Annotated in this window: 18 protein-coding genes; 7 read left to right on the top strand and 11 right to left on the bottom strand. The window is 51.5% G+C overall.

Going from position 1 to position 22609, the window contains the following annotated elements; genetic code table 11:
- Nucleotides 1-14: 14 nt before the first annotated feature.
- Nucleotides 15-1337: a xylose isomerase gene (gene xylA, locus HV314_RS00935; protein ID WP_016154925.1), complete on the bottom strand. Its 1323-nt coding sequence runs from the start codon at nucleotides 1335-1337 to the stop codon at nucleotides 15-17.
- Between the two features lie 365 nt (nucleotides 1338-1702).
- Here xylA and xylF point away from each other — a divergent pair, with 365 nt between their 5' ends.
- The 4 genes from xylF to xylR all read left to right on the top strand — a co-directional run bounded on the left by xylF (nucleotide 1703) and on the right by xylR (nucleotide 6764).
- Complete coding sequence (gene xylF, locus HV314_RS00930; RefSeq protein WP_016154926.1) at nucleotides 1703-2695, top strand: D-xylose ABC transporter substrate-binding protein; 993 nt, start codon at nucleotides 1703-1705, stop codon at nucleotides 2693-2695.
- 109 nt (nucleotides 2696-2804) lie between these two features.
- Nucleotides 2805-4346, top strand: coding sequence for a xylose ABC transporter ATP-binding protein (locus tag HV314_RS00925; protein WP_046275786.1), 1542 nt, complete (start codon nucleotides 2805-2807; stop codon nucleotides 4344-4346).
- On the top strand, nucleotides 4324-5505 hold the full coding sequence (gene xylH / locus HV314_RS00920) for a xylose ABC transporter permease XylH (RefSeq protein ID WP_181547115.1): 1182 nt from the start codon (nucleotides 4324-4326) through the stop codon (nucleotides 5503-5505). The genes HV314_RS00925 and xylH overlap by 23 nt, the downstream gene beginning before the upstream one ends.
- An 80-nt stretch (nucleotides 5506-5585) precedes the next feature.
- The gene (xylR, locus tag HV314_RS00915) at nucleotides 5586-6764 is read left to right on the top strand and encodes a D-xylose utilization transcriptional activator XylR (protein WP_016154929.1); all 1179 of its coding nucleotides are present in this window, start codon (nucleotides 5586-5588) and stop codon (nucleotides 6762-6764) included.
- A 42-nt stretch (nucleotides 6765-6806) separates the two neighbouring features.
- Here xylR and HV314_RS00910 read toward each other — a convergent pair whose 3' ends face one another.
- Nucleotides 6807-7631, bottom strand: coding sequence for a protein bax (locus HV314_RS00910; protein ID WP_016154930.1), 825 nt, complete (start codon nucleotides 7629-7631; stop codon nucleotides 6807-6809).
- Nucleotides 7632-7947: 316 nt separating this feature from the next.
- Here HV314_RS00910 and malS point away from each other — a divergent pair, with 316 nt between their 5' ends.
- Nucleotides 7948-9978, top strand: coding sequence for an alpha-amylase (gene malS / locus HV314_RS00905; RefSeq protein WP_181547113.1), 2031 nt, complete (start codon nucleotides 7948-7950; stop codon nucleotides 9976-9978).
- A 176-nt stretch (nucleotides 9979-10154) separates the two neighbouring features.
- On the top strand, nucleotides 10155-11405 hold the full coding sequence (gene avtA / locus HV314_RS00900) for a valine--pyruvate transaminase (RefSeq protein WP_423064582.1): 1251 nt from the start codon (nucleotides 10155-10157) through the stop codon (nucleotides 11403-11405).
- A 34-nt stretch (nucleotides 11406-11439) separates the two neighbouring features.
- Here the strand turns inward: avtA and HV314_RS00895 are convergent, their stop codons facing one another.
- Together HV314_RS00895 and HV314_RS00890 are read right to left on the bottom strand one after the other, a co-directional pair.
- Nucleotides 11440-11913, bottom strand: a complete 474-nt coding sequence (locus tag HV314_RS00895; RefSeq protein WP_181547109.1) for a 4Fe-4S dicluster domain-containing protein — start codon at nucleotides 11911-11913, stop codon at nucleotides 11440-11442.
- A gap of 237 nt (nucleotides 11914-12150) precedes the next feature.
- Nucleotides 12151-12891: a MipA/OmpV family protein gene (locus HV314_RS00890; RefSeq protein ID WP_016154944.1), complete on the bottom strand. Its 741-nt coding sequence runs from the start codon at nucleotides 12889-12891 to the stop codon at nucleotides 12151-12153.
- A 121-nt stretch (nucleotides 12892-13012) separates the two neighbouring features.
- Between HV314_RS00890 and HV314_RS00885 the strand changes: the two genes are divergently transcribed.
- The gene (locus HV314_RS00885; protein WP_115190065.1) at nucleotides 13013-13966 is read left to right on the top strand and encodes a LysR family transcriptional regulator; all 954 of its coding nucleotides are present in this window, start codon (nucleotides 13013-13015) and stop codon (nucleotides 13964-13966) included.
- Nucleotides 13967-14014: 48 nt separating this feature from the next.
- On the opposite strand, the gene HV314_RS00880 is transcribed toward HV314_RS00885, so the two are convergent.
- The 7 genes from HV314_RS00880 to HV314_RS00850 form a co-directional block, all read right to left on the bottom strand.
- Entirely contained in the window at nucleotides 14015-15151 is a 1137-nt protein-coding gene (locus tag HV314_RS00880) for an HlyD family secretion protein (RefSeq protein ID WP_181547107.1), read from the bottom strand.
- A 5-nt stretch (nucleotides 15152-15156) separates the two neighbouring features.
- Entirely contained in the window at nucleotides 15157-15480 is a 324-nt protein-coding gene (locus HV314_RS00875) for a DUF3302 domain-containing protein (protein WP_003024200.1), read from the bottom strand.
- Nucleotides 15481-15664: 184 nt separating this feature from the next.
- Nucleotides 15665-17203 (bottom strand): aldehyde dehydrogenase AldB, encoded by a 1539-nt coding sequence (gene aldB / locus HV314_RS00870; RefSeq protein ID WP_019078065.1) that lies wholly within the window; start codon nucleotides 17201-17203, stop codon nucleotides 15665-15667.
- 92 nt (nucleotides 17204-17295) lie between these two features.
- Complete coding sequence (gene yiaY / locus HV314_RS00865) at nucleotides 17296-18447, bottom strand: L-threonine dehydrogenase (RefSeq protein ID WP_181547105.1); 1152 nt, start codon at nucleotides 18445-18447, stop codon at nucleotides 17296-17298.
- Between the two features lie 188 nt (nucleotides 18448-18635).
- A complete protein-coding gene (selB, locus tag HV314_RS00860) occupies nucleotides 18636-20480 on the bottom strand; it encodes a selenocysteine-specific translation elongation factor (protein WP_142418065.1) in 1845 nt (614 codons plus the stop codon).
- Nucleotides 20477-21868: an L-seryl-tRNA(Sec) selenium transferase gene (gene selA / locus HV314_RS00855; RefSeq protein ID WP_181547103.1), complete on the bottom strand. Its 1392-nt coding sequence runs from the start codon at nucleotides 21866-21868 to the stop codon at nucleotides 20477-20479. Before selA ends, selB begins: the two co-directional genes overlap by 4 nt.
- 98 nt (nucleotides 21869-21966) lie before the next feature.
- Nucleotides 21967-22575 (bottom strand): glutathione S-transferase, encoded by a 609-nt coding sequence (locus HV314_RS00850; protein ID WP_047501319.1) that lies wholly within the window; start codon nucleotides 22573-22575, stop codon nucleotides 21967-21969.
- Nucleotides 22576-22609: the final 34 nt, after the last annotated feature.

The raw sequence follows: 22609 nt of genomic DNA, 5'->3' as shown, positions 1-22609 counted from the left end.
TGCTCAGAGACCCGTTATTTGTCGAACAAATAATGGTTCACCAGATTTTCCAGCAATTCCTGATGACCGCTCTGGTGCACTGGCGCCAGGTTGTGTTGTTCAGCGTACTGCGCAATTTCCGTCAGCGTCATCTGCCCTTTCAGAATTTGCTGGCCCAGCTCACCATTCCAACCGGCATAACGTTTAGCCACGCGCTGATCCAGACCACCGTCTTCAATCATACGCGCCGCAATTTTCAGCGATAGCGCCATGGTATCCATCGCACCAATATGACCATAGAACAGATCGTATTTATCGGTACTCTGACGACGAACCTTGGCATCGAAGTTCAGGCCACCGGTGGTGAAGCCGCCGGCTTTCAGGATTTCGTACATCACCAACGCATTCTCTTCTACGCTGTTCGGGAACTGGTCAGTATCCCAGCCCAGTTGCGCGTCCCCACGGTTGGCATCGACAGAGCCAAACAGACCCAGCGCGATAGCGGTGGCGATTTCGTGATGGAACGAGTGACCCGCCAGCGTGGCGTGGTTGGCTTCGATATTCAGTTTGATCTCTTTTTCCAGACCGAACTGCTTGAGGAATCCGTATACGGTCGCCGCATCGTAATCGTACTGGTGCTTGGTCGGTTCCTGCGGCTTCGGCTCGATAAGCAAAGTGCCCTGGAAACCGGTTTTGTGTTTGTGTTCCACGACCAGTTGCATGAAGCGACCAATTTGCTCACGTTCCTGACGCAGATCGGTATTCAGCAGCGTTTCATAGCCTTCACGACCGCCCCACAGAACGTAGTTTTCACCGCCTAATTTATGCGTGGCATCCATAGCCGTAACCACCTGCGTGGCGGCCCAGCTGAACACTTCTGGATCCGGGTTCGTGGCCGCGCCCGCGCCGTAACGTGGGTTGGTGAAGCAGTTTGCCGTTCCCCACAGCAGCTTCACGCCGCTCTGCTCCTGTTTTGCCGCCAGTACATCAACCATCTGCGCAAAATTGTTTTTGTACTCTTTCAGCGACGCACCTTCCGGCGAGACATCCACGTCATGGAAGCAGTAGTAGGGCACGTTCAGTTTGTGGAAAAACTCGAACGCCACGTCCGCCTTGCGCTTCGCTAATTCCAGCGCTTCACCGGGCTGCTGCCACGGGCGATTAAATGCACCAACACCAAACATATCTGCACCATTCCAGCAGAAAGTGTGCCAGTAGCAGGCAGCAAATCGCAGGTGATCTTCCATACGCTTGCCTAACACTAACTCATCAGAGTTGTAGTGGCGAAATGCTAATGGATTAGTTGATTTGGTGCCTTCATAACGAACGCGCTCAAGCTGGTCAAAATAGGCTGGCATAATGAACTCCATAATCAGGTAATGCGGCGGGTGATGGATAATGTCGTAATATTGGGCACTCCCCACCTATTGCTCAATTATGTTATTTCATACTGCCATTGAGATAATTCACAAGTGTGCGCTACTTCTCAAAATAAAATCTGACCAATTTAAAAATTGTTACTTATCAAACTTAAATGCAACCCAGGTAACGAATCATTTAAAATACGATCCCGGTCATAAATCAAGAAATAAACCAAAAAACGTAATTGGAAGATAAAAATCTATAATTGCCTTCCCGCCGTTACCTGTTAAAACTCTGCTACGTCTTATGCTGTGATTGTTACTTTTACTGCTATTTCTCCCCTACAAAAGGCATCACGATTATGAAGATGAAGAACATTTTACTTGCTGTTTGCACATCCCTTTTACTCACCAGTGTCGCAGGTCATGCCAAAGAAGTAAAAATCGGTATGGCGATTGATGATCTCCGCCTGGAACGCTGGCAGAAAGATCGCGATATTTTCGTCAACAAAGCTGAATCGCTTGGTGCGAAAGTATTTGTACAATCGGCGAATGGTAATGAAGAAACCCAAATGTCGCAGATTGAAAACATGATAAACCGGGGCGTGGATGTCCTTGTGATAATCCCTTACAACGGCCAGGTATTAAGCAATGTTATCAAAGAAGCAAAACAAGAAGGGATCAAGGTGCTGGCTTACGATCGCATGATCAATGATGCTGACATCGATTTTTATATCTCTTTCGATAATGAAAAAGTAGGTGAATTACAGGCTCAATCATTAGTCAATATTGTCCCCGAAGGGAATTATTTCCTGATGGGTGGCTCACCCGTTGATAACAACGCGAAGCTGTTCCGCGCTGGACAAATGAAAGTATTAAAACCGTATATCGACAGCGGAAAAATTAAGGTAGTGGGCGATCAATGGGTTGACGGCTGGTTACCGGAGAATGCGTTGAAGATTATGGAAAATGCGCTAACCGCCAACAATAACAAAATTGATGCAGTAGTTGCCTCAAATGACGCCACAGCTGGCGGTGCGATTCAGGCGCTGAGTGCGCAAGGATTATCAGGAAAAGTCGCTATTTCCGGACAAGATGCAGACCTTGCAGGCATCAAGCGCATTGTCGCCGGGACTCAAACCATGACGGTTTATAAACCTATTACATTGCTCGCAAATACCGCTGCGGAAATCGCCGTCGAACTGGGAAATGATCAACAGCCTAAAGCAGATACTTCGCTGAATAATGGCCTGAAAGATGTCCCTTCCCGACTACTCACACCTATTGATGTTAACAAAGACAATATTAACGAGACCGTCATTAAAGACGGATTCCACAAGAAAAGCGATCTGTAAGCCATGTGCCCTCTGCAAATCAGAGGGCAATAAAACGTGGTGTCAAATTCGCCACGGATATACGTGAATGTCCACGCAGGGTTCTCTTATTGGCTTATGTGGAGCAGTTATGCCATATCTTCTTGAAATGAAAAACATTACCAAGACATTCGGCGTAGTGAAGGCGGTTGATAACGTTAGCCTTAGGATCAATGCTGGCGAAATCATTTCATTATGCGGTGAAAATGGTTCGGGTAAATCGACGCTAATGAAAGTTCTGTGCGGAATTTACCCGCATGGAACCTACGAAGGCGAGATCATTTTTGCTGGCGAAGCCATCCGTGCCAGCCATATTCGTGATACCGAACGTAAGGGTATTGCGATCATCCACCAGGAATTAGCCCTGGTGAAAGAGTTAACAATACTGGAAAATATTTTCCTCGGTAACGAAATGACCCGTAACGGCGTTCTTGATTACGAGATGATGACGTTACGCTGTCAAAAATTACTCGATCAGGTCAGTTTGTCTATTTCGCCAGATACGCGCGTGGGCGATTTAGGATTAGGGCAACAACAGCTGGTAGAAATTGCAAAAGCGCTGAATAAGCAGGTCCGCTTACTTATTCTGGATGAACCAACGGCCTCCCTCACCGAGCAGGAAACTGCAATACTGCTGAATATTATACGTGACCTACAACAGCATGATATCGCCTGCATTTATATTTCACACAAATTGAATGAAGTTAAGGCCATCTCGAATACCATTTGCGTTATTCGCGACGGTAAACACATCGGCACACGCGATGCGACCAACATGACTGAAGACGATATTATCACCATGATGGTTGGTCGTGAGCTCACCGCACTTTACCCCAGCGAGCCTCATACCACGGGAGAAGAGATTTTACGGGTTGAGAATCTGACAGCCTGGCATCCCGTCAATCGCCATATAAAACGCGTCAACGACATTTCTTTCTCACTCAAGCAGGGCGAAATTCTCGGCATTGCCGGACTCGTCGGTGCAGGACGTACCGAAGCCGTACAGTGTCTGTTTGGCGTCTGGTCTGGTCGTTGGGAGGGAAAGATTTTTATTGAAGGCACTCAGGTGCATATCCATAACTGCCAGCAAGCTATTGCTCATGGCATCGCCATGGTGCCTGAAGACAGAAAAAAAGATGGCATTGTTCCGGTGATGGCTGTGGGGAAAAATATCACGCTGGCTGCACTCGATAAATTTACCGGGGGCATGAGCCATCTTGATGATGCCGCTGAACAAAAATGCATTCTGGAATCGCTTCAACAGCTCAAAGTAAAAACATCGTCCCCCGACCTTGCGATCGGGCGTCTGAGCGGAGGGAATCAGCAAAAAGCGATTCTCGCGCGTTGCCTCCTGTTAAATCCCCGGATTCTCATTCTTGATGAACCCACCAGGGGTATTGATATCGGCGCCAAATATGAAATCTACAAACTCATCAACCAGCTCGTCCAGGAAGGCATTGCCGTGATTGTCATCTCCTCTGAATTACCTGAAGTGCTCGGACTAAGCGATCGCATCCTCGTGATGCATGAAGGAAAACTGAAAGCTAACCTGGTAAATCATAACCTGACTCAGGAGCAGGTGATGGAAGCCGCATTAAGGAGCGAACATCATGTCGAAAAACAATCCGTCTGAAGCGAAACTTTCTCCCTCTATCACAGGTGGTTTCCCAGCAATAAAATCGCTTAACTTGCAAGTCTTCGTCATGATTGCGGCGATTATCGTGATTATGCTGTTTTTCACGTGGACCACTGATGGCGCATACCTGAGCGCACGTAATGTCTCGAACCTGCTTCGACAGACTGCAATTACCGGTATTCTTGCCGTGGGTATGGTGTTTGTGATCATTTCCGCTGAAATCGATCTCTCTGTCGGTTCCATGATGGGATTATTGGGCGGCGTAGCGGCGATCTGTGATGTTTGGCTAGGCTGGCCTTTACCGCTGACGGTGATCGTAACCTTGACTCTGGGATTGCTCCTCGGGGCATGGAATGGATGGTGGGTTGCTTACCGCAAGGTTCCGTCGTTTATCGTCACCCTTGCGGGAATGCTGGCTTTCCGCGGTATTCTGATTGGCATCACCAACGGCACCACCGTATCCCCCACCAGCGCAGCAATGTCTCAGATTGGTCAGAGCTACTTGTCTGATAGCACAGGCTTTGTCATCGGTGCTCTCGGCTTAATGGCGTTTGTTGGCTGGCAATGGCGAGGCCGTATGCGTCGCCAGGCGTTAGGCCTTGCCACTCCCGCATCAACGTCGGCTGTGGGTCGCCAGGCATTCACAGCCATTGTCGTCTTAGGGGCAATCTGGCTATTAAACGATTATCGTGGTGTTCCAACGCCCGTCCTGCTGCTGACGCTGCTGCTGCTCGGTGGGATGTTTATGGCCACGCGCACTGCATTCGGTCGGAGAATTTACGCCATTGGCGGGAATCTGGAAGCCGCCCGCCTTTCAGGTATCAACGTTGAACGCACCAAACTTGCCGTCTTCGCTATTAATGGTTTGATGGTCGCCATTGCCGGGCTCATTCTTAGCTCCCGGCTTGGCGCAGGTTCCCCTTCCGCAGGGAACATTGCAGAACTGGATGCCATTGCCGCATGTGTCATCGGGGGAACCAGCCTGGCGGGAGGGGTCGGGAGTGTTGCCGGCGCCGTCATGGGCGCATTCATTATGGCTTCTCTCGATAATGGAATGAGTATGATGGACGTCCCCACCTTCTGGCAATACATAGTGAAAGGGGCGATATTGTTGTTGGCGGTATGGATGGACTCAGCAACCAAACGTCGTTCCTGAATTTAAGAAGTGGGTGTATCTCAATGCCGGTTAATGCAACCGGCATTGTCTTATCTACATGATTCAGCAGGAAAAGAACCATGTTTTATAAACGTCATCGTATTACGTTGTTATTTAATGCCAATAAAGCCTACGACCGTCAGGTGGTTGAAGGGGTTGGCGAGTATCTGCAAGCGTCGCAATCGGAGTGGGATATCTTCATAGAAGAAGATTTTCGTGCTCGCATTGATAACATTAAAGAGTGGTTAGGCGACGGCGTTATTGCCGATTATGACGATGATGATATTGCGCAATTACTTGTCGATGTGGATGTTCCGATCATTGGCGTTGGGGGTTCCTACCATCTGCAGCAAGATTATCCACCAGTACATTACATTGCCACCGACAACCACGCGCTGGTAGAAAGCGCTTTCCTGCATCTGAAAGAGAAAGGGATTAACCGCTTTGCGTTTTACGGCCTGCCTGCCTCAAGCGGTAAACGCTGGGCCGCAGAACGTGAATATGCGTTTTGCCAGTTGGTTGCCAAAGAGAAGTACCGCGGCGTCGTCTATCAGGGGCTGGAAACCGCGCCGGAGAACTGGCAGCACGCGCAAAATAGGCTGGCGGACTGGCTGCAAACTCTGCCGCCGCAAACCGGGATTATCGCCGTCACCGACGCACGTGCGCGGCACGTTCTGCAGGCCTGTGAACATCTGCATATTCCGGTACCGGAAAAACTGTGCGTCATTGGTATCGATAACGAAGAGCTGACCCGTTACCTGTCACGAGTCGCCTTGTCCTCCGTCGCTCAGGGGGCCAGACAAATGGGGTATCAGGCAGCCAAACTACTCCACCGCCTGCTGGCTCACGAAGAGATACCCTTACAGCGCATTCTGGTTCCTCCTGTACGCGTTGTTGCGCGTCAGTCTACAGATTATCGTTCACTTACCGATCCTGCCGTTATTCAGGCGATGCATTACATTCGCAACCATGCCTGCAAAGGTATCAAGGTTGATCAAGTGTTGGACTCAGTAGGGATTTCACGTTCGAATCTGGAGAAGCGCTTTAAAGAAGAGGTCGGAGAGACCATTCACGCCGTGATTCATGCCGAAAAGCTGGAAAAGGCGCGCAGCCTGTTGATTTCTACCACGCTTTCAATCAACGAAATTTCACAGATGTGCGGCTATCCGTCTCTGCAGTATTTCTATTCGGTATTCAAGAAAGAGTACGACACGACGCCAAAAGAGTATCGCGATGTGAACAGTGAAGTGTTGCTATAAGGATGATAGCCGGAGGGCGAAGTCGCCATCCGGCACTCGAAATTACATATGCGCGGCGATTAAACGCTGGTTGTCCTGATACATTGCGAACAGATAGTTGTTATAACTCTGTCCCTTAGTGGAATAACCCTTCAGCTTATGGATCATCGCGGTGGCGGTAACTTCCTGATCGGCTTTACGCAACTGCGCACGTGACTTACGGAAGGAAGAGTAGGCCGGATGCGTATTCAAATTAATGACGTAAGCATTCACCGACTCTTTCACTGATTCAAACTGTGAGTAGCCTTTGACCTTACCCGGTGCATTGTTACAACGACCCTTGCCACATTTCATGCCAAACAGGTTGTTGTTGCTACGCGCCAGCTTCGACGTACCCCAGCCGCTTTCTGCCGCAGCCATGGTTGCCACCATACTGGTCGGGATAATGTCTACACGTTCAAGCAGCGTATTCCACGGAATTTTACGCGTGTTACCAGACCAGTTCACCTTGTAGCGCTTCGCGATGTCTTTCATACGCGTACGCTCAGTCGGTGACCAGCGGTTCTGGTACTGTTTTGAAATCAGCCAGTTACGGTCCGCCGTAATGGCAGCATTTTGACTGGTAATATAAGGCATAACTGTCCGGAGAAACGCTTTTTTCCTTGGTGTTCCGGAAGGGTATTTTCGCAAATCAGGAAGTGAACTACTCTTTGCACTATTGCGAGAATACTCTTGTTTACTGCTAACCTGTTTATTACTTGCCTTGGTTATCTGGGGCTTGTGACTCGTTGTCGCCGTGTGTGTCTTTGCCAGCACCTCACCCGAAAATGCAACGGTGAGTAACATAAGAATCATTGCCCCATATCGTCGAATGGGAGTCAATATCATTAGGTCTCCTGGTCGGATTTATACATTCCAACACCTTATATTTTTCACAAAAATGAGAGATGAATCTCAAATCATATCAAAAATAGCCGTCAAGAGCACCCACAGGAATAGTCCAATTCTGAAACTATGTCACGTATTAACGGTTCTGGGTGCCATTAATTCGAAGAAAATGTGGAGGTTATCGCAAAATAAGTTCATTTTTTGCGCGCGATCGCTCACCCTCACTTCTCCTCCTGGCGGAATCAACTCAAAGGAGGAGTTTCCGGCCTGATTTCGCTGGCAAACTGGCGAAAATCGCAGCATCAAGGACAGCACTATGAAACTTGCCGCCGTTGCGCTGGCGCTAATGCCCGGCATTGCCATCGCCTCATCATGGACGTCTCAAGGACTTCCCACCTTCGAAGCGGAAGGTACGGGTAAATTCGTCAGCCATGCAGCGTTGACGAAGGGTACCCGTCCTTTAACCCTGAATTTTGACCAACAGTGCTGGCAGCCTGCTGATGCGATAAAACTCAACCAGATGCTGTCGCTAAAACCTTGTGAAGGCGCGCCGCCACAGTGGCGTTTATTCAAAGACGGCGATTACACGCTGGAAATCGATACCCGCTCCGGTACGCCAACGCTGATGCTGTTGGTAAAAAGTGCTAAGGACACCGTCACCACCCAGATTCGCCAATGCCCGAAATGGGACGGTTCACCATTAACGCTGGACGTGAGCCAGACCTTCCCGGAAGGTGCCGTGGTGCGTGATTTCTACAGCCAGCAAACGGCAACGGTAAAAAACGGGTCGATTACCCTACAACCCGCCGCAACCAGTAACGGGCTGTTGCTACTGGAACGGGCGGAAACCGATGCCCCCGCAGCTTTCGACTGGCATAACGCCACGGTGTATTTCGTCCTGACGGACCGCTTTGTGAATGGCGATCCGAATAACGACCACAGCTATGGGCGTCGCAACGACGGCATGCAAGAAATTGGCACGTTCCACGGTGGCGATTTGCGCGGGCTCGCCAGCAAACTCGACTACCTGCAACAGTTAGGCGTCAACGCCCTGTGGATCAGCGCGCCGTTTGAGCAAATCCACGGCTGGGTCGGCGGTGGCGCCAAAGGGGACTTCCCCCACTACGCTTACCACGGCTACTACACCCAGGACTGGACCACGCTTGACGCCAATATGGGAAACGAAGCGGACCTGCGCGCGCTGGTTGATGGCGCACACCAGCGCGGCATCCGTGTCTTGTTTGATGTGGTGATGAACCATACCGGCTACGCCACGCTGGCGGATATGCAGGAGTATCAGTTTGGGGCACTGTACCTATCGGGCGATGAGCTGAAAAAAACGCTCGGGGAACGCTGGACGGACTGGCAGCCATCCGCCGGGCAAAGCTGGCATAGTTTCAATGATTACATCAACTTTAGCGATAAAGCTGGTTGGGAAAAATGGTGGGGAAAAAACTGGATCCGCACCGATATTGGCGATTACGACAATCCTGGCTTTGACGACCTGACGATGTCGCTGGCTTTCCTGCCCGATCTGAAAACCGAATCCACCACGCCTTCCGGGCTGCCAAACTTTTATCAGCACAAGCCGGATACGCACGCCAAAGCCATCGCCGGTTACACGCCCCGGGATTATCTGACGCACTGGCTCAGTCAGTGGGTGCGTGATTATGGGATTGACGGCTTTCGGGTCGACACCGCTAAACACGTCGAGCTTCCCGCCTGGCAGCAGCTAAAAACACAAGCCAGCGCGGCGCTGGTCGAATGGAAGAAAGCCAATCCGGAAAAAGCGCTGGATGATAACCCCTTCTGGATGACTGGCGAGGCCTGGGGTCACGGTGTGATGCAAAGCGACTATTACCGTCACGGCTTCGATGCGATGATCAATTTCGACTACCAGGAGCAGGCGGCAAAGGCCGTCGATTGTCTGGCAAATATGGACCCCACCTGGCAGCAGATGGCGGATAAATTGCAGGACTTCAACGTCCTGAGCTATCTCTCCTCGCACGATACACGTCTGTTCCGCGAAGGTGGAGACAACGCCGCCGAGCTATTGCTGCTGGCACCTGGCGCGGTTCAACTCTTTTATGGCGACGAGTCGGCCCGCCCCTTTGGCCCAACCGGCTCAGACCCATTACAGGGTACGCGCTCAGAAATGAACTGGCAGGATGTGACCGGGAAATCTGCCGCCAGCGTCGCCCACTGGCAGCGAATCAGTCAGTTCAGGGCCAGGCATCCCGCCATTGGCGCCGGTAAACAAATCACGCTGCCGCTGACGCAGGGATACGGATTTATTCGTGAGCATGGCGACGATAAGGTGATGGTGGTGTGGGCCGGTCAGCCCTGATCCCGGCAGGCTTCTCGCTGTGCACGCAGCGGGAAGCCTTACTCAACATTAAAAACCAGCCAAATAAAAATCATTAGCACAAAATCTCAATCCGGCCTGATACCCCTGATTTGCACCCTGCCATGGGTAGCGCTATGGTTAGCCACTTTACTACTCAGTTCGACAGACCACCTGCTATGACATTCTCACTTTTTGGCGACAAATTTACCCGCCATTCAGGCATCACACGCCTGATGGAGGACCTTAACGACGGTTTACGCACCCCAAGCGCCATCATGCTCGGTGGCGGCAATCCGGCGCAAATTCCAGAGATGCAAAATTACTTTCAATCTCTGCTGGCAGATATGCTGGAAAACGGCAAAGCCACTGATGCGCTTTGCAATTACGATGGTCCACAAGGTAAAACCGAGCTGCTGACTGAGCTGGCGAAACTGCTACGTGAGAAGCAGGGTTGGGATATCGAGCCACAAAATATTGCACTGACAAATGGCAGTCAGAGCGCATTTTTCTACTTATTCAATCTGTTCGCCGGACGCCGCGCCGACGGAACAACGCAAAAAGTGTTGTTCCCGTTAGCTCCGGAATACATTGGCTATGCCGATTCCGGGCTGGAAGAGGATCTCTTTGTCTCCGCGCGTCCAAATATCGAACTGTTACCAGAAGGTCAGTTTAAGTATCACGTTGATTTTGAACACCTGCACATCGGTGAAGAGACGGGCATGATCTGCGTGTCACGTCCGACAAACCCGACAGGCAACGTGATCACCGATGAAGAGCTGATGAAGCTGGACCGGCTGGCCAACCAGCATGGGATCCCGCTGGTGATTGATAACGCCTATGGCGTACCGTTCCCCGGCATCATCTTTAGCGAAGCGCGCCCGCTGTGGAATCCCAACATTGTGCTGTGCATGAGCCTTTCCAAGCTGGGTCTGCCAGGCTCCCGCTGCGGCATCATTATCGCGAATGAAAAAATCATCACCGCCATCACCAACATGAACGGCATTATCAGCCTCGCGCCTGGCGGAATGGGTCCTGCAATCATGTGCGAAATGATTAAGCGCAACGACCTTCTGCGTCTGTCCGAGACGGTGATTAAGCCGTTTTATTATCAGCGCGTTCAGGAGACGATTGCGATCATTCGCCGCTATTTATCTGAAGATCGGTGCCTTATTCATAAACCGGAGGGCGCGATTTTCCTGTGGTTATGGTTCAAAGACTTGCCTATCACCACCGAGCTGTTGTATCAGCGTCTGAAAGCGCGCGGCGTGCTGATGGTTCCTGGTGACTACTTCTTCCCGGGTCTGGATAAACCCTGGCCGCATACGCATCAGTGTATGCGGATGAACTACGTGCCAGAACCGGAGAAAATCGAAGCTGGAGTGAAGATTCTGGCTGAAGAGATCGAACGCGCCTGGCAGGAAGGCTAACGCAAACCCGACCCCAGAGCGGGTCGGGCTCACTTCACAGCGGCTGTGAACGCAGGCGCTGGCGCTGAATACTGACGGCATCAATACACTGCAACGCGCTGGTCGGGCAGGCTTCGACACACGCCGGCCCCGCATCACGGTGCCAGCATAAATCGCATTTTATCGCCTGCACCCGTGACGAGCGGGCGACGACATTCATTGCCCCAAACGGGCAGGCCAGCATACAACTTTTACAGCCAATACAACGCGTCTGTTCAACGAAGATATGCCCATGTTCACGACGAATTGCGTGCGTCGGGCAGACATTTGCACAGGGAGCGTCCTCGCATTGATGGCAGGCGACTGCCGTCGTAAAGGTATCGTCTTTGATCACGCGGATGCGCGGGGTAAACGCAGTGGAAGAGACCGACGCGCAGTCCTGGTTTTGCTGGTGCGCGACGACGCAAGCAACTTCGCAGGTACGACACCCAATACATTTTGCCGCATCCGCCATAATAAACTCGTTCATTGCTCCCTCCGTCTGCGTGAAAACCACAGAGTGCCAGAGAGGTTGCCCCTGACGCCTTGATCGGACAGGGGAAACGGTTAAATATTGTCAGGTGCCTGAACAACTATGGCGATCCGCCTAATCGCGAGCGGTAAAGCCCAGTTCATTGGAAATGAGCCGGATGACGATGCTTCGGGTCTTATCCAGTCTACCGCATTGAAAAGATTGCCCTCCTCCCTGAGGACAAACGGGTGAGAATCAGAAACGCCAGGTCAGACCGGACATAAAGGTAAAGCTGTCATCACGGTCAACCATCGGGCTATTTTTAATATCATCTGGCAGCGCACTATAGTTGGCGCTGGCCAGCAGCGTCAGATTGCTGGTCAATGCGTATTTAGCGGAAAGGCCAACATACGGTGTCCAGCTATCGCCAGGGGAGTAACTTGATAACCCACTACGGCGGGATTCATTGCCAGAGATGCCGTAGTAATATTCGTTGAAGTTTTCGTCATAGTAGAGCACGCCAATCGCCGGCGTCAGCGTCAGCTTGCCCATCGGCATTTGGCGAAACAGAGACATTTCCCCAACCCAACCGTTGCTGTTGTCCAGCACATCCGCTGCTGCGGAGACTTTCACGCTGCCCCATTTCTCATGGTGATACCATGCAGCACCCGCCATCGCGGTTGCGTCACGCTTGTTCAGTTGCTTCATCGCTTGATCGTCGTTATCACCCGGATCAAACTCAAGCGGCATGTACGAGGCAGTAATGCTAAATTCATTACTTTCATTTTTTGAAAGAATATAACCTAACGTTGTTTGCCTAAAATAAAATGATTCACTTTCATAACTGACAAGCGGTACTGCGTGAACGTTATCATTATATCCACGATAAGGAGATTCGTTATATACAGCGCCGCCGCCAATAGAAAATTCTGCGGCAGTTGCGCTCGCCATAAATGAAAAGGCGAATAGCGCCACAATATTGCGTTTAATTAACATGCCCACATTCCATTTTAAAATAAGATACAAAACGCGTGCATAATAATGCTTACAATTTCATCGATGCAAGATTCATATTTATATAGTAATATATACAAAATTATATATATTGGGTTTGGCGATGAACAAATTACAACTCAAACACCGGGAACTGAAGATTATTTCGGTAATTGCTGCCAGTGAAAACATCAGTCATGCCGCTACGGTTCTCGGCATCGCACAAGCCAACGTTAGTAAGTATCTTGCTGATTTTGAATCCAAAGTTGGACTAAAGGTATTTGATCGCACCACTCGACAGCTCACCCTCACACCGTTTGGTACAGCGCTGCTTCCTTACATCAATGACATGTTGGACAGAAACGATCAGCTCAATAATTTCATTGCTGATTATAAGCACGAAAAACGTGGCCGGGTAACCGTATATGCTCCGACGGGCATAATTGCTTATTTATCGCAACATGTGATCGCAAAAATTCAGGATATCGGTGGAATTAGCCTCTCACTTAAAACATGTAACCTGGAACGAAAGGCATTTTTTGAAGGTGTCGACTTCCCTGAAGATTGTGATATTTTAATCACCTATGCCCATCCTAAAGATGAATCTCTGGTTGCCAGTTTCATTACCAAATATGCAGTGACGGCTTTTGCCAGCCCTGAGTATATCAAAGCACATCCTATTAGTAGCCCTGATGAACTGGAAGAACATTCCTGTATCCTGATTGATTCCATGATGATAGATGAGGCTAATATCTGGCGTTTCACTTCTGCCGGAGGCAAGGAGATGCACGATTATCGGGTGACCGGAAATTATGTCTGCGACAATACACAGTCTGCACTGGCGCTGGCACGTAACCATCTGGGCATTGTTTTTGCGCCAAATGCGAGTATCCAAAAAGATATTGAATCCGGGTCGCTGGTTCCATGTTTCTCAGAACAACATGAATGGTGGCTGGATTTGGTGGTGATTTTCCGCAAACGTGAATATCAACCATGGCGGGTACAGTTTATTCTTGATGAGATGTTGGCAGAGATCCGCCAGCAACTTACTCAGGCGCTGGAACAGCAGCCTGAGTAAGCGAAATTAGGGTACCAGGTTCAAAATGGTAAGCAAAATAGCCTGCGCCTAGTGATCGAGATACAGATAATGCACCCAACTGGTCATACGCAGCAGAACCTTACGCATCACTGACACATGGGTGAAGTGATCAGAATAAACCGCGACCTGCGCATAAATCCCATCAGGCAGAGCGTTCACATCCACATTATCATTCAGCTCAATCGTGGCGATCACCCCTTCCGATCCAGGCGTAGAATTTAAGGATTGCAGCGCCCCATTCGACTGGTATGTCCCCCCCGGTACGGCCGGACTGATGGCAGCCAGTTTGCCGCTGAAAACCTTACCCGGCAGGGCGTTAAACACCACTTCAGCTTCATCGCCTGGCTCCAATCGCAGCAACGAGTTTTGCCGGAACTGGGCGATAATTTGCCGTTTTTGATCCGGGATAAACACCATCACCGGACGCATAGGCAGCGCGGCGGCATAGGTTCCCGGTCGCATCAGCACCTGCGTAACGTAACCATCGCTGGGCGCGCGAACCACTGTCTGGTCCAGGTTGAACTCCGCTTCGGCTAACTGCGCTTTCAGGCTGGCAATTTGCGAATTCTCACCCTGCACCAGGCTGTCTAACTGACTCTGGATTTGCTGTTGTTCCGCAACGGAGGATTTCACCGCTGCTTCCTGCGCCAAATAGTTTTGCCGCGCCGCATCGATATCGCGTTCAGAAAAAGGATTGACCTTCGCCTGACTCCCCTGCGCATAGCGCTGGTAATCTTTAGCTAGCTTGTCACGCGTAGCCTTTGCCCGCTGCGTGTTGGCATGCATTTCGTCTAACTGCGCCACCAGCACCTGCTCTTTATGTTGTGCGGTGACAATATCAGCTTTCAGGCGATCAACTCGTGCCTGATAACGTCCCGGATTAAGTTTAAACAGTACCTCACCTTTTTTGATCAGCGTATTCTTCTTATCCGTCACTTCCGTTACGACCCCCGTGACCTGCGGTACTACGGGAATAGAAATTACTGCCTTTTGCGCCTTAAATGTATACGGATGGTTATAATTCATCAGTAATATAAGCCCGCAAACAATGAATATACCGCCCAATGCTGCAGTGGGTACTGTCCATTTATTGGCAGGAATTTTAAAAATCTTAAATATTGACCATGCGCACGCCACATAGGTCAGAACGATCAATAAATCCATCGATATTACTCCGCCGGAGAGGTCTTCGCCTCACCCAGTTTCTTTTCCAGATCGGCAACCCTGGCCTGCAACTGGATCAGGGAAGAATCCGCGCTTTGCATACCCCACCCGCGTTCCGGGCGATAAAGCGTTGCCCAGATCCATAAAAAGGGCCAAATGACATGTAAGGTAAACAAACTCACCCAGCCCGCGACATGTATTGCGTCAGCATGAGGATGGTTACGTTTCTTTGCAATGAGATAGGGAATATCATGCAGAATAATAATCCCGTAAAAAATGACCAGGAATACAAAAATAAGCACTCCTAATGCAAAATAATTAAGGAACATATTTGCCTCAGGGATTTAAATTAATAATTCGGCTGCAATTTGATTTACACAATAGAGTTGATAATAGTAGTGGAATGACCAGATTGGATGCAATCGTCTTATTTATATAACGATATATGGGTTTATATATAACTGCAGAATAAAGATATGCCCGGCGCAAAACCGGGCAATAAGTGATGAGAAATTAAAATAGTCCCAGCGGTTTATCTGAGTAGCTCACCAGCAGACATTTGGTTTGCTGATAATGCTCGAGCATCATCTTATGCGTCTCGCGCCCGATGCCCGACTGCTTATAGCCACCGAATGCCGCATGGGCCGGGTAAGCATGGTAACAGTTGGTCCATACACGCCCCGCCTGAATCCCACGGCCCATCTTGTACGCCAGATTTCCGTTACGGCTCCAGACACCAGCGCCAAGCCCATATTGGGTGTCATTGGCGATTTCCAGCGCCTCTTCCATGGTTTTAAAGGTCGTGACGGCCAGCACGGGCCCGAAGATCTCTTCCTGGAAAACCCGCATGTTGTTCTTGCCAAACAGAATGGTTGGTTCGAGGTAATAACCTTCTTTTAAGTCGCCATCCAGTTGCTTGCGCCGCCCGCCGGTGAGAACATCAGCCCCTTCTTTCTTACCAATATCGATGTAATTCAAAATAGTTTCCAGTTGACCATGCGACACCTGCGCACCCATTTGCGTCACGCTGTCTAACGGGTTGCCGCTGCGAATACTCTCCACCCGGCGAATAGCTCTTTCCATAAAACGTTCGTAAATAGATTCCTGTACTAATGCACGGCTCGGACAGGTACACACTTCACCCTGATTGAAGGCAAACAGCGCGAAACCTTCCAGCGCTTTGTCAAAAAAAGCATCCTCTTCATCCATCACATCTGCGAAGAAGATATTGGGCGATTTCCCACCCAGCTCCAGCGTGACGGGAATAATGTTCTGCGTGGCGTATTGCATGATCTGCTGCCCAACTTCCGTTGAGCCGGTAAACGCCACTTTCGCAATGCGTTTAGACGTCGCCAGATACTCACCGATTTCCCCACCCGCACCGTTTACCACGTTCACCACGCCTGGCGGGAGCAGATCGCCGATGACTTCCATCAGCAACAGCACGGACAGCGGCGTGAGGCGCGCGGGTTTAAGCACGACGCAGTTACCCGCCGCCAGCGCGGGCGCCATCTTCCAGCTGGCCATCAGCAACGGGAAGTTCCACGGGATAATTTGCCCTACCACGCCAAGAGGTTCATGGAAGTGATAAGCCACGGTCTCGCTATCAACCTCGCTTATACCCCCTTCCTGCGCACGAATACAGGAAGCGAAATAGCGGAAATGGTCAATCGCCAGCGGAACATCTGCCGCGCTGGTTTCGCGGATGGGCTTACCGTTATCCCAGGTTTCTGCCGTCGCCAGCAGTTCCAGGTTTTGCTCCATACGATCGGCGATTTTGAACAGTATCGCCGCCCTGTCCTGCACGGATGTCTGCGCCCACTTGTCTTTTACTTTGTGCGCGGCATCCAGTGCCAGATCGATATCCTTTTTGCCGGAAGAGGCCACTTCGCACAGTAATTGCCCGGTTACCGGCGTCAGGTTTTGGTAATACTCGCCGTCCACCGGGGCAACCCAGTCACCGCCGATAAAGTTATCGTATCGGGCTTTTAACTTCAGAGGGTAACCATACTCGCCGGGATAAATACGCGTTGAAGGGGGGTTATTGGTCATGACCGTCTCCTTGCTGTAGGGGTACTACAAGGGTAGACGGGGCTGGCGAATTATTCGCCAGCCATTTACTGCTTTACGACAGGTATCACGAATTACATAGCAGCGCGATAAATCGCCATGATTTCTTCATGAGTCGCCTGAATCGGGTTAGTGAAACCGCAGGCATCTTTCAGAGCATTGGTCGCCAGTACGGCAATATCCTCTTCCTTCACGTTCAACTCACGCAGACCGGCCGGGATATTCACTTTCTGCGCCAGTTCGCGGATCGCCGCGATGCAGGCTTCCGCCCCTTGCTCTGCGCTCAAGCCAGCAACGTCCACGCCCATTGCCGCAGCGCAATCACGCAGGCGAGCGGCAGCCACTTTGCTATTGAAAACCTGCACATGCGGCAGCAGCACTGCGTTACATACACCGTGCGGCAGATCGTAGAAGCCACCCAACTGGTGCGCCATTGCGTGCACATAACCAAGAGAAGCGTTGTTAAAAGCCATGCCCGCGAGGAACTGCGCGTAAGCCATGGCTTCGCGCGCCTGAGCATTGCTGCCATCTGCAACGGCGACCGGCAGGTTTTCCGCAATCATGGTGACCGCTTTCAACGCGCACGCATCGGTAATCGGCGTTGCAGCAATAGACACGTAGGCTTCAATGGCGTGGGTCAGCGCATCCATACCGGTTGCCGCTGTCAGGGACTTCGGCATGCCGACCATCAGCGAGGAGTCGTTAACGGACAGCAGCGGCGTAACGTGCTTATCCACAATCGCCATTTTTATGTGGCGTACTTCATCGGTAATGATGCAGAAACGGGTCATCTCAGATGCCGTGCCCGCGGTGGTGTTAATGGCGATCATCGGCAGCTGTGGTTTTGCAGAACGGTCCACACCTTCGTAATCGCGAATATCGCCGCCGTTAGCCGCCACCAGCGCAATGCCCTTCGCACAATCGTGCGGAGAACCGCCGCCGAGGGAAATAACGCTATCACATTCGTTTTCTTTCAGTATATGCAGGCCAGCAGCGACGTTACTGGTCGTGGGATTAGGATGCGTACCGTCGAAAATTACGCTGAAAATATCACGTTCCTGTAATGCTTTTTGAATCTCGCCAGCCATACCTAATTTTGTCAGCATGGCATCCGTGACAATCAGCGTACGACGAAAACCATATTCCGCCATTATATTCATTGCGTCTTTTAATGAATTAGCGCCGATTACATTCACGGAAGGAATAAAAAATGTTGAAGCAGCCATTGTACGATCCTTAATTACTCTAAAGAGTCAGGAAGCATACGAGTGAAATATCCAACAAAATATGATCGTGGTTGTTATTTTAATAACACCCACAATTAAAAAGCACATTAGGTTCATAATCTAATGTGCTTATTTCAATCAATATTTATTTTGTATTAATTCATTTAATTCCTGAATTAATTGTTTCATTACTTTTCGGGAAACAACAAAGCATCGCGTAATAAATGATCATTTCCCCGGCGACGCGTAAAACCAATGCGGTCAAAATATTCCAGAATCTGGATAGCCAATTTGCGTCCAACGTTAAGCCTGTCGCGGAAATCGGCAGCACAGGTCGATCCTTTCTCCTGATCCAGTTCGCGGATCATATTGGCAAAGGCCACAATACGATCGTTACGGTAATAGCGATCTTTGACGATCGCGGTGATGATGCCTTGCTGCGCTGCTTGCCGTAACGCCACACGCATCATCTGCTCATCTGTGCCCGTCTGTTTTGCCAAATCGCGCACCCACCACGGCTCATCGCCAAAAAGCGGTTCTGCTTTTTGCCAGATAGCCTGCTGCTCTTCACTGAAACCGGCCTTATGATCCGGCAAATGCAGCCAGCCATGATGGCTATGGATGGCGCCGCTCTCACGCATCTTTTCAATCAGCAGCAGGACCAGCGCTTCATCTTCCATCGGCAAAGCCATACGGCGCAGGCGTTCTCGCCCAGGTCCTGGTTCATCACGGTGCTGTTCGTGGTACGTCGCCAGCGTTTCAAGGACTTTCCGCTGCCAGCGCGCTGCAACGGCAGCATTCAACAGACTGTATCCCGCCTGAATAAAGCCATGCAGCTCAATCAACGGACGCATACCGTTGCCGTTGAGCTGACGCGCCCAGGCGAAGTCAGGAATATTCACCGCCCCGCGCGTCAGATGCAGCGCCAGAGCTTCGCCGTCACTCTGCACCTTCTCCAGCGCTGCCAGCCATTGCAAATATTCCGGCTTACGCTTCCCGCGACGCGGCGGATTGAGCGTTACCACGCGCGCGCCAGCCAGCGTCGTGCGGGCCGAAATATCGCGTAGCACCAGACGGTCGTTATCGGCGAGCCAGAGCGGTGTATCAAACACCAGTTCCGCCAGCGTCCCTTCAAGCAGCGAGATTCTCCCGGTGACATGGCTGGCCGCGTGGTGAATATGCAGCGGTTGCCACTGCATCAGCGGCGCGGCATGCTCTAAAGAGACAATCACGCGGGTAAACGCCTCTGGCGGTGCATCGGACAGCAGCCAGTCGCCGCGGTTAAGCTCTTCTTTTTGTGCATCACCGGCAATATTCAGCGCAATACGTTGCCCCGCCTGCGCGCGATCGGTGGCCTGATTTTGCGCATGCAAGCTACGTACGCGCATCGGTTTGTTGACGCCCGTGAGCCACAGCGTGTCACCAACAGTCACCTCACCGCTAAGCGCCGTCCCGGTCACCACCAGACCCGCGCCTTTGACCGTAAAGGCACGGTCAATCGCCAGGCGAAAGCTGCAATCGCGGGCATGCTCGCGCGACGTTAATTGCTGTAAATGATCGCGCAGTTCTTCGATTCCACGACCTTCACTGGCAGCCGTCACGAACAGAACCGCATCGGCGAATCCATAGTTCTCAAGCGCAGTATGCACCTCAGTACGTACCGCGTTGATGCGATCGTCATCCACGCGATCGGCTTTCGTGAGCGCCACGGTGATCTGCGGATTGCCCGTCAGTTGCAGAATTTGCAAATGCTCACGCGTTTGCGCCATCACGCCGTCATCACACGCCACCACCAGCAGCGCATGGTCGATCCCGCCGACACCCGCCAGCATGTTGGACAAAAACTTTTCGTGTCCGGGAACATCGATAAATCCCAGAATCCTTCCGTCCGGCTGCGGCCAGTAGGCATAACCGAGATCGATGGTCATGCCGCGCTTTTTTTCTTCCGGCAAACGGTCGGCATTCACGCCGGTAATCGCCTGTAATAACGTTGTTTTTCCGTGGTCAACGTGTCCGGCGGTTGCAATAATCATTTCAGCATCATCTCCATAAACCGGGTCTCGTCCTCAAGGCAGCGCAGATCCAGCCATAAGCGACCATCATAAATTCGCCCAATGATCGGCACGGGCAGCGCACGCCAACGGGCGGCCAGTGCTTCGAGGCGGCTACCGCGCCCGTCATGTGGCGTAAAGGTTAATGCCGCGCTGGGCAGCCTATCAACAGGCAGCGAACCGCTGCCTATCTGCGATAAACAAGGCATAACGTTCAGGGCGAATTCGTCGCCGTAATGATCAGCAAGCCGTGCCTGTAATTGTTGTGCCTGCGCGTGGACAGCCTCCTGCGAGCGGGTGAGCTGGCGTAACGTCGGCAACTTCGCTGCCAGCGCTTCCGGGTGCAGGTAGAGCCGCAGCGTCGCTTCCAGCGCAGCCAGCGTCATTTTATCAGCCCGTAATGCACGTTTCAGCGGATGGCTCTGTAAGCGCGCAATCATCTCTTTTTTACCGACAATAATCCCTGCCTGCGGCCCTCCCAGTAATTTATCGCCAGAGAAGCTCACCAGGCTGACGCCAGCGGCAATCAGCTGTTGCGGCATCGGTTCCTGCGGTAATCCATACTGGCTGAGATCGACCAGCGAGCCGCTGCCGAGATCCGCCACTACCGGAACATCCAGCTCCTTGCCAATAGTGGCCAGCTCTGCCTCATCCACCGACTTCGTAAAGCCTTCGATGCTGTAATTACTGGTATGTACTTTCATCAGCAGACCGGTGTTTTCATTTACCGCCTGACGATAATCTTTCGTGTGGGTCCGGTTGGTGGTACCCACTTCGCGCAGAATACATCCGGCCTGACACATCACGTCCGGAATACGAAATGCGCCGCCAATTTCTACCAGTTCTCCGCGTGAAACGACCACCTCTTTGCCGTTAGCCGTGGCCGCCAGCATCAGCAAAACCGCTGCCGCGTTGTTATTGACGATACAGGCATCTTCCGCCCCCGTCAGACGGCAGAGTAAATCCGCCAGGGCCCGATCCCGATGTCCACGCCCGGCATCATCCAGGCTGTATTCCAGCGTCACCGGCGTGCGCATCGCCTGCACCACCGCCTCGATCGCTTCTTCGGCCTGCGATGCGCGACCAAGATTGGTATGCAGCACCGTTCCGGTCAGGTTAATCACCGGACGCAGCGCACTTTGCGATTCTCGTTCCAGTCGGGCGCAGGCCTCTTGCGCCCAGTCCTCACACCATACCGGGAGCGCGTGCGTGTCGCGAATAGCTTTTCTGGCTTCGTCGAGCATGTGACGCAGCAGGTCAACCACCCGGGTATGACCGTGAGACTCACGTAAAGCTGGGAAGGCGCTATCGCGCAATAAACGATCGATAGCAGGAAGCTGGCTGTAGAGTGAACGCATGTCGGTTGTCATGAAAGGGCCTGGCTGTTGGTGGCCCTCTCCACCGTGGAGAGGGATATCGATATAGGAAGGATTGTACCGTGACTTTGCTCAGGCGAGTATAATGTGTATCAAGCCTTTGGCGGTTCCGTACGGGCAAAACTTTCGCGTTGAAAGAGCGTTTCCACCAGTTTGACCAGACGCGGGCGATCAACACACCAGCCGGGCGCAACCCGACGGAAATTGAGATAACCGACGGCACAGGCAATCGCAATGGTTGCCAGGTTAACCGTATCCGTTTTCAGCGTACCCTCCGCCAGATAACCTTCCAGCATATCCAGACTACGGGTAATCTTCTCTCGCTGGCGTAACAGTTCGGTTTCTGACTGCTGCGCGGCGGGGCGAGCCTGTTCGCGTACCGAGACTAAACCGGCATCCATAATGCCATCGGCCAGCGCTTCCAACTGGCGTACCTTCAGCGCCGCCAGTGGTTCACGCGGCAGCATCGCTGGCGCAATATCCAGCAGTTCTATGTATTCCGCGATAATCGGAGAGTCAAACCAGTACTCGCCCTCATCGGTAACCAACGCGGGCACTTTTCCTAACGGGTTATAGCGTGCCACGCCGTTATCTGCGTTATAGGGGAGTTCATTCACAAATTCGAAGGTGATGCCCTTTTCCAGTAACAGAATAGAAATTTTACGCACAAAAGGGCTGGTATAGCTGCCAATGAGTTTCATGCCGGGTCCTTTTTGCCAACAAAAATATCAGTAT

It is taken from the genome of Citrobacter sp. RHBSTW-00887 (assembly GCF_013728095.1).
In the GTDB taxonomy this organism is placed as follows: Bacteria; Pseudomonadota; Gammaproteobacteria; order Enterobacterales; family Enterobacteriaceae; genus Citrobacter; species Citrobacter braakii.
This window is presented reverse-complemented; position numbering and strand designations above follow the sequence as displayed.

What these genes read in the sequence shown, in the direction of transcription:
- yiaY (WP_181547105.1), bottom strand. Translation starts at nt 18,447, where the DNA reads ATGGCTGCTTCAACATTTTTTATTCCTTCCGTGAATGTAATCGGCGCT.
- HV314_RS00875 (WP_003024200.1), bottom strand. Translation starts at nt 15,480, where the DNA reads ATGTTCCTTAATTATTTTGCATTAGGAGTGCTTATTTTTGTATTCCTG.
- HV314_RS00890 (WP_016154944.1), bottom strand. Translation starts at nt 12,891, where the DNA reads ATGTTAATTAAACGCAATATTGTGGCGCTATTCGCCTTTTCATTTATG.
- HV314_RS00925 (WP_046275786.1), top strand. Translation starts at nt 2,805, where the DNA reads ATGCCATATCTTCTTGAAATGAAAAACATTACCAAGACATTCGGCGTA.
- xylH (WP_181547115.1), top strand. Translation starts at nt 4,324, where the DNA reads ATGTCGAAAAACAATCCGTCTGAAGCGAAACTTTCTCCCTCTATCACA.
- selB (WP_142418065.1), bottom strand. Translation starts at nt 20,480, where the DNA reads ATGATTATTGCAACCGCCGGACACGTTGACCACGGAAAAACAACGTTA.
- xylA (WP_016154925.1), bottom strand. Translation starts at nt 1,337, where the DNA reads ATGCCAGCCTATTTTGACCAGCTTGAGCGCGTTCGTTATGAAGGCACC.
- HV314_RS00880 (WP_181547107.1), bottom strand. Translation starts at nt 15,151, where the DNA reads ATGGATTTATTGATCGTTCTGACCTATGTGGCGTGCGCATGGTCAATA.
- xylF (WP_016154926.1), top strand. Translation starts at nt 1,703, where the DNA reads ATGAAGATGAAGAACATTTTACTTGCTGTTTGCACATCCCTTTTACTC.
- HV314_RS00885 (WP_115190065.1), top strand. Translation starts at nt 13,013, where the DNA reads ATGAACAAATTACAACTCAAACACCGGGAACTGAAGATTATTTCGGTA.
- aldB (WP_019078065.1), bottom strand. Translation starts at nt 17,203, where the DNA reads ATGACCAATAACCCCCCTTCAACGCGTATTTATCCCGGCGAGTATGGT.
- avtA (WP_423064582.1), top strand. Translation starts at nt 10,155, where the DNA reads ATGACATTCTCACTTTTTGGCGACAAATTTACCCGCCATTCAGGCATC.
- malS (WP_181547113.1), top strand. Translation starts at nt 7,948, where the DNA reads ATGAAACTTGCCGCCGTTGCGCTGGCGCTAATGCCCGGCATTGCCATC.
- HV314_RS00895 (WP_181547109.1), bottom strand. Translation starts at nt 11,913, where the DNA reads ATGAACGAGTTTATTATGGCGGATGCGGCAAAATGTATTGGGTGTCGT.
- selA (WP_181547103.1), bottom strand. Translation starts at nt 21,868, where the DNA reads ATGACAACCGACATGCGTTCACTCTACAGCCAGCTTCCTGCTATCGAT.
- HV314_RS00910 (WP_016154930.1), bottom strand. Translation starts at nt 7,631, where the DNA reads ATGATATTGACTCCCATTCGACGATATGGGGCAATGATTCTTATGTTA.
- HV314_RS00850 (WP_047501319.1), bottom strand. Translation starts at nt 22,575, where the DNA reads ATGAAACTCATTGGCAGCTATACCAGCCCTTTTGTGCGTAAAATTTCT.
- xylR (WP_016154929.1), top strand. Translation starts at nt 5,586, where the DNA reads ATGTTTTATAAACGTCATCGTATTACGTTGTTATTTAATGCCAATAAA.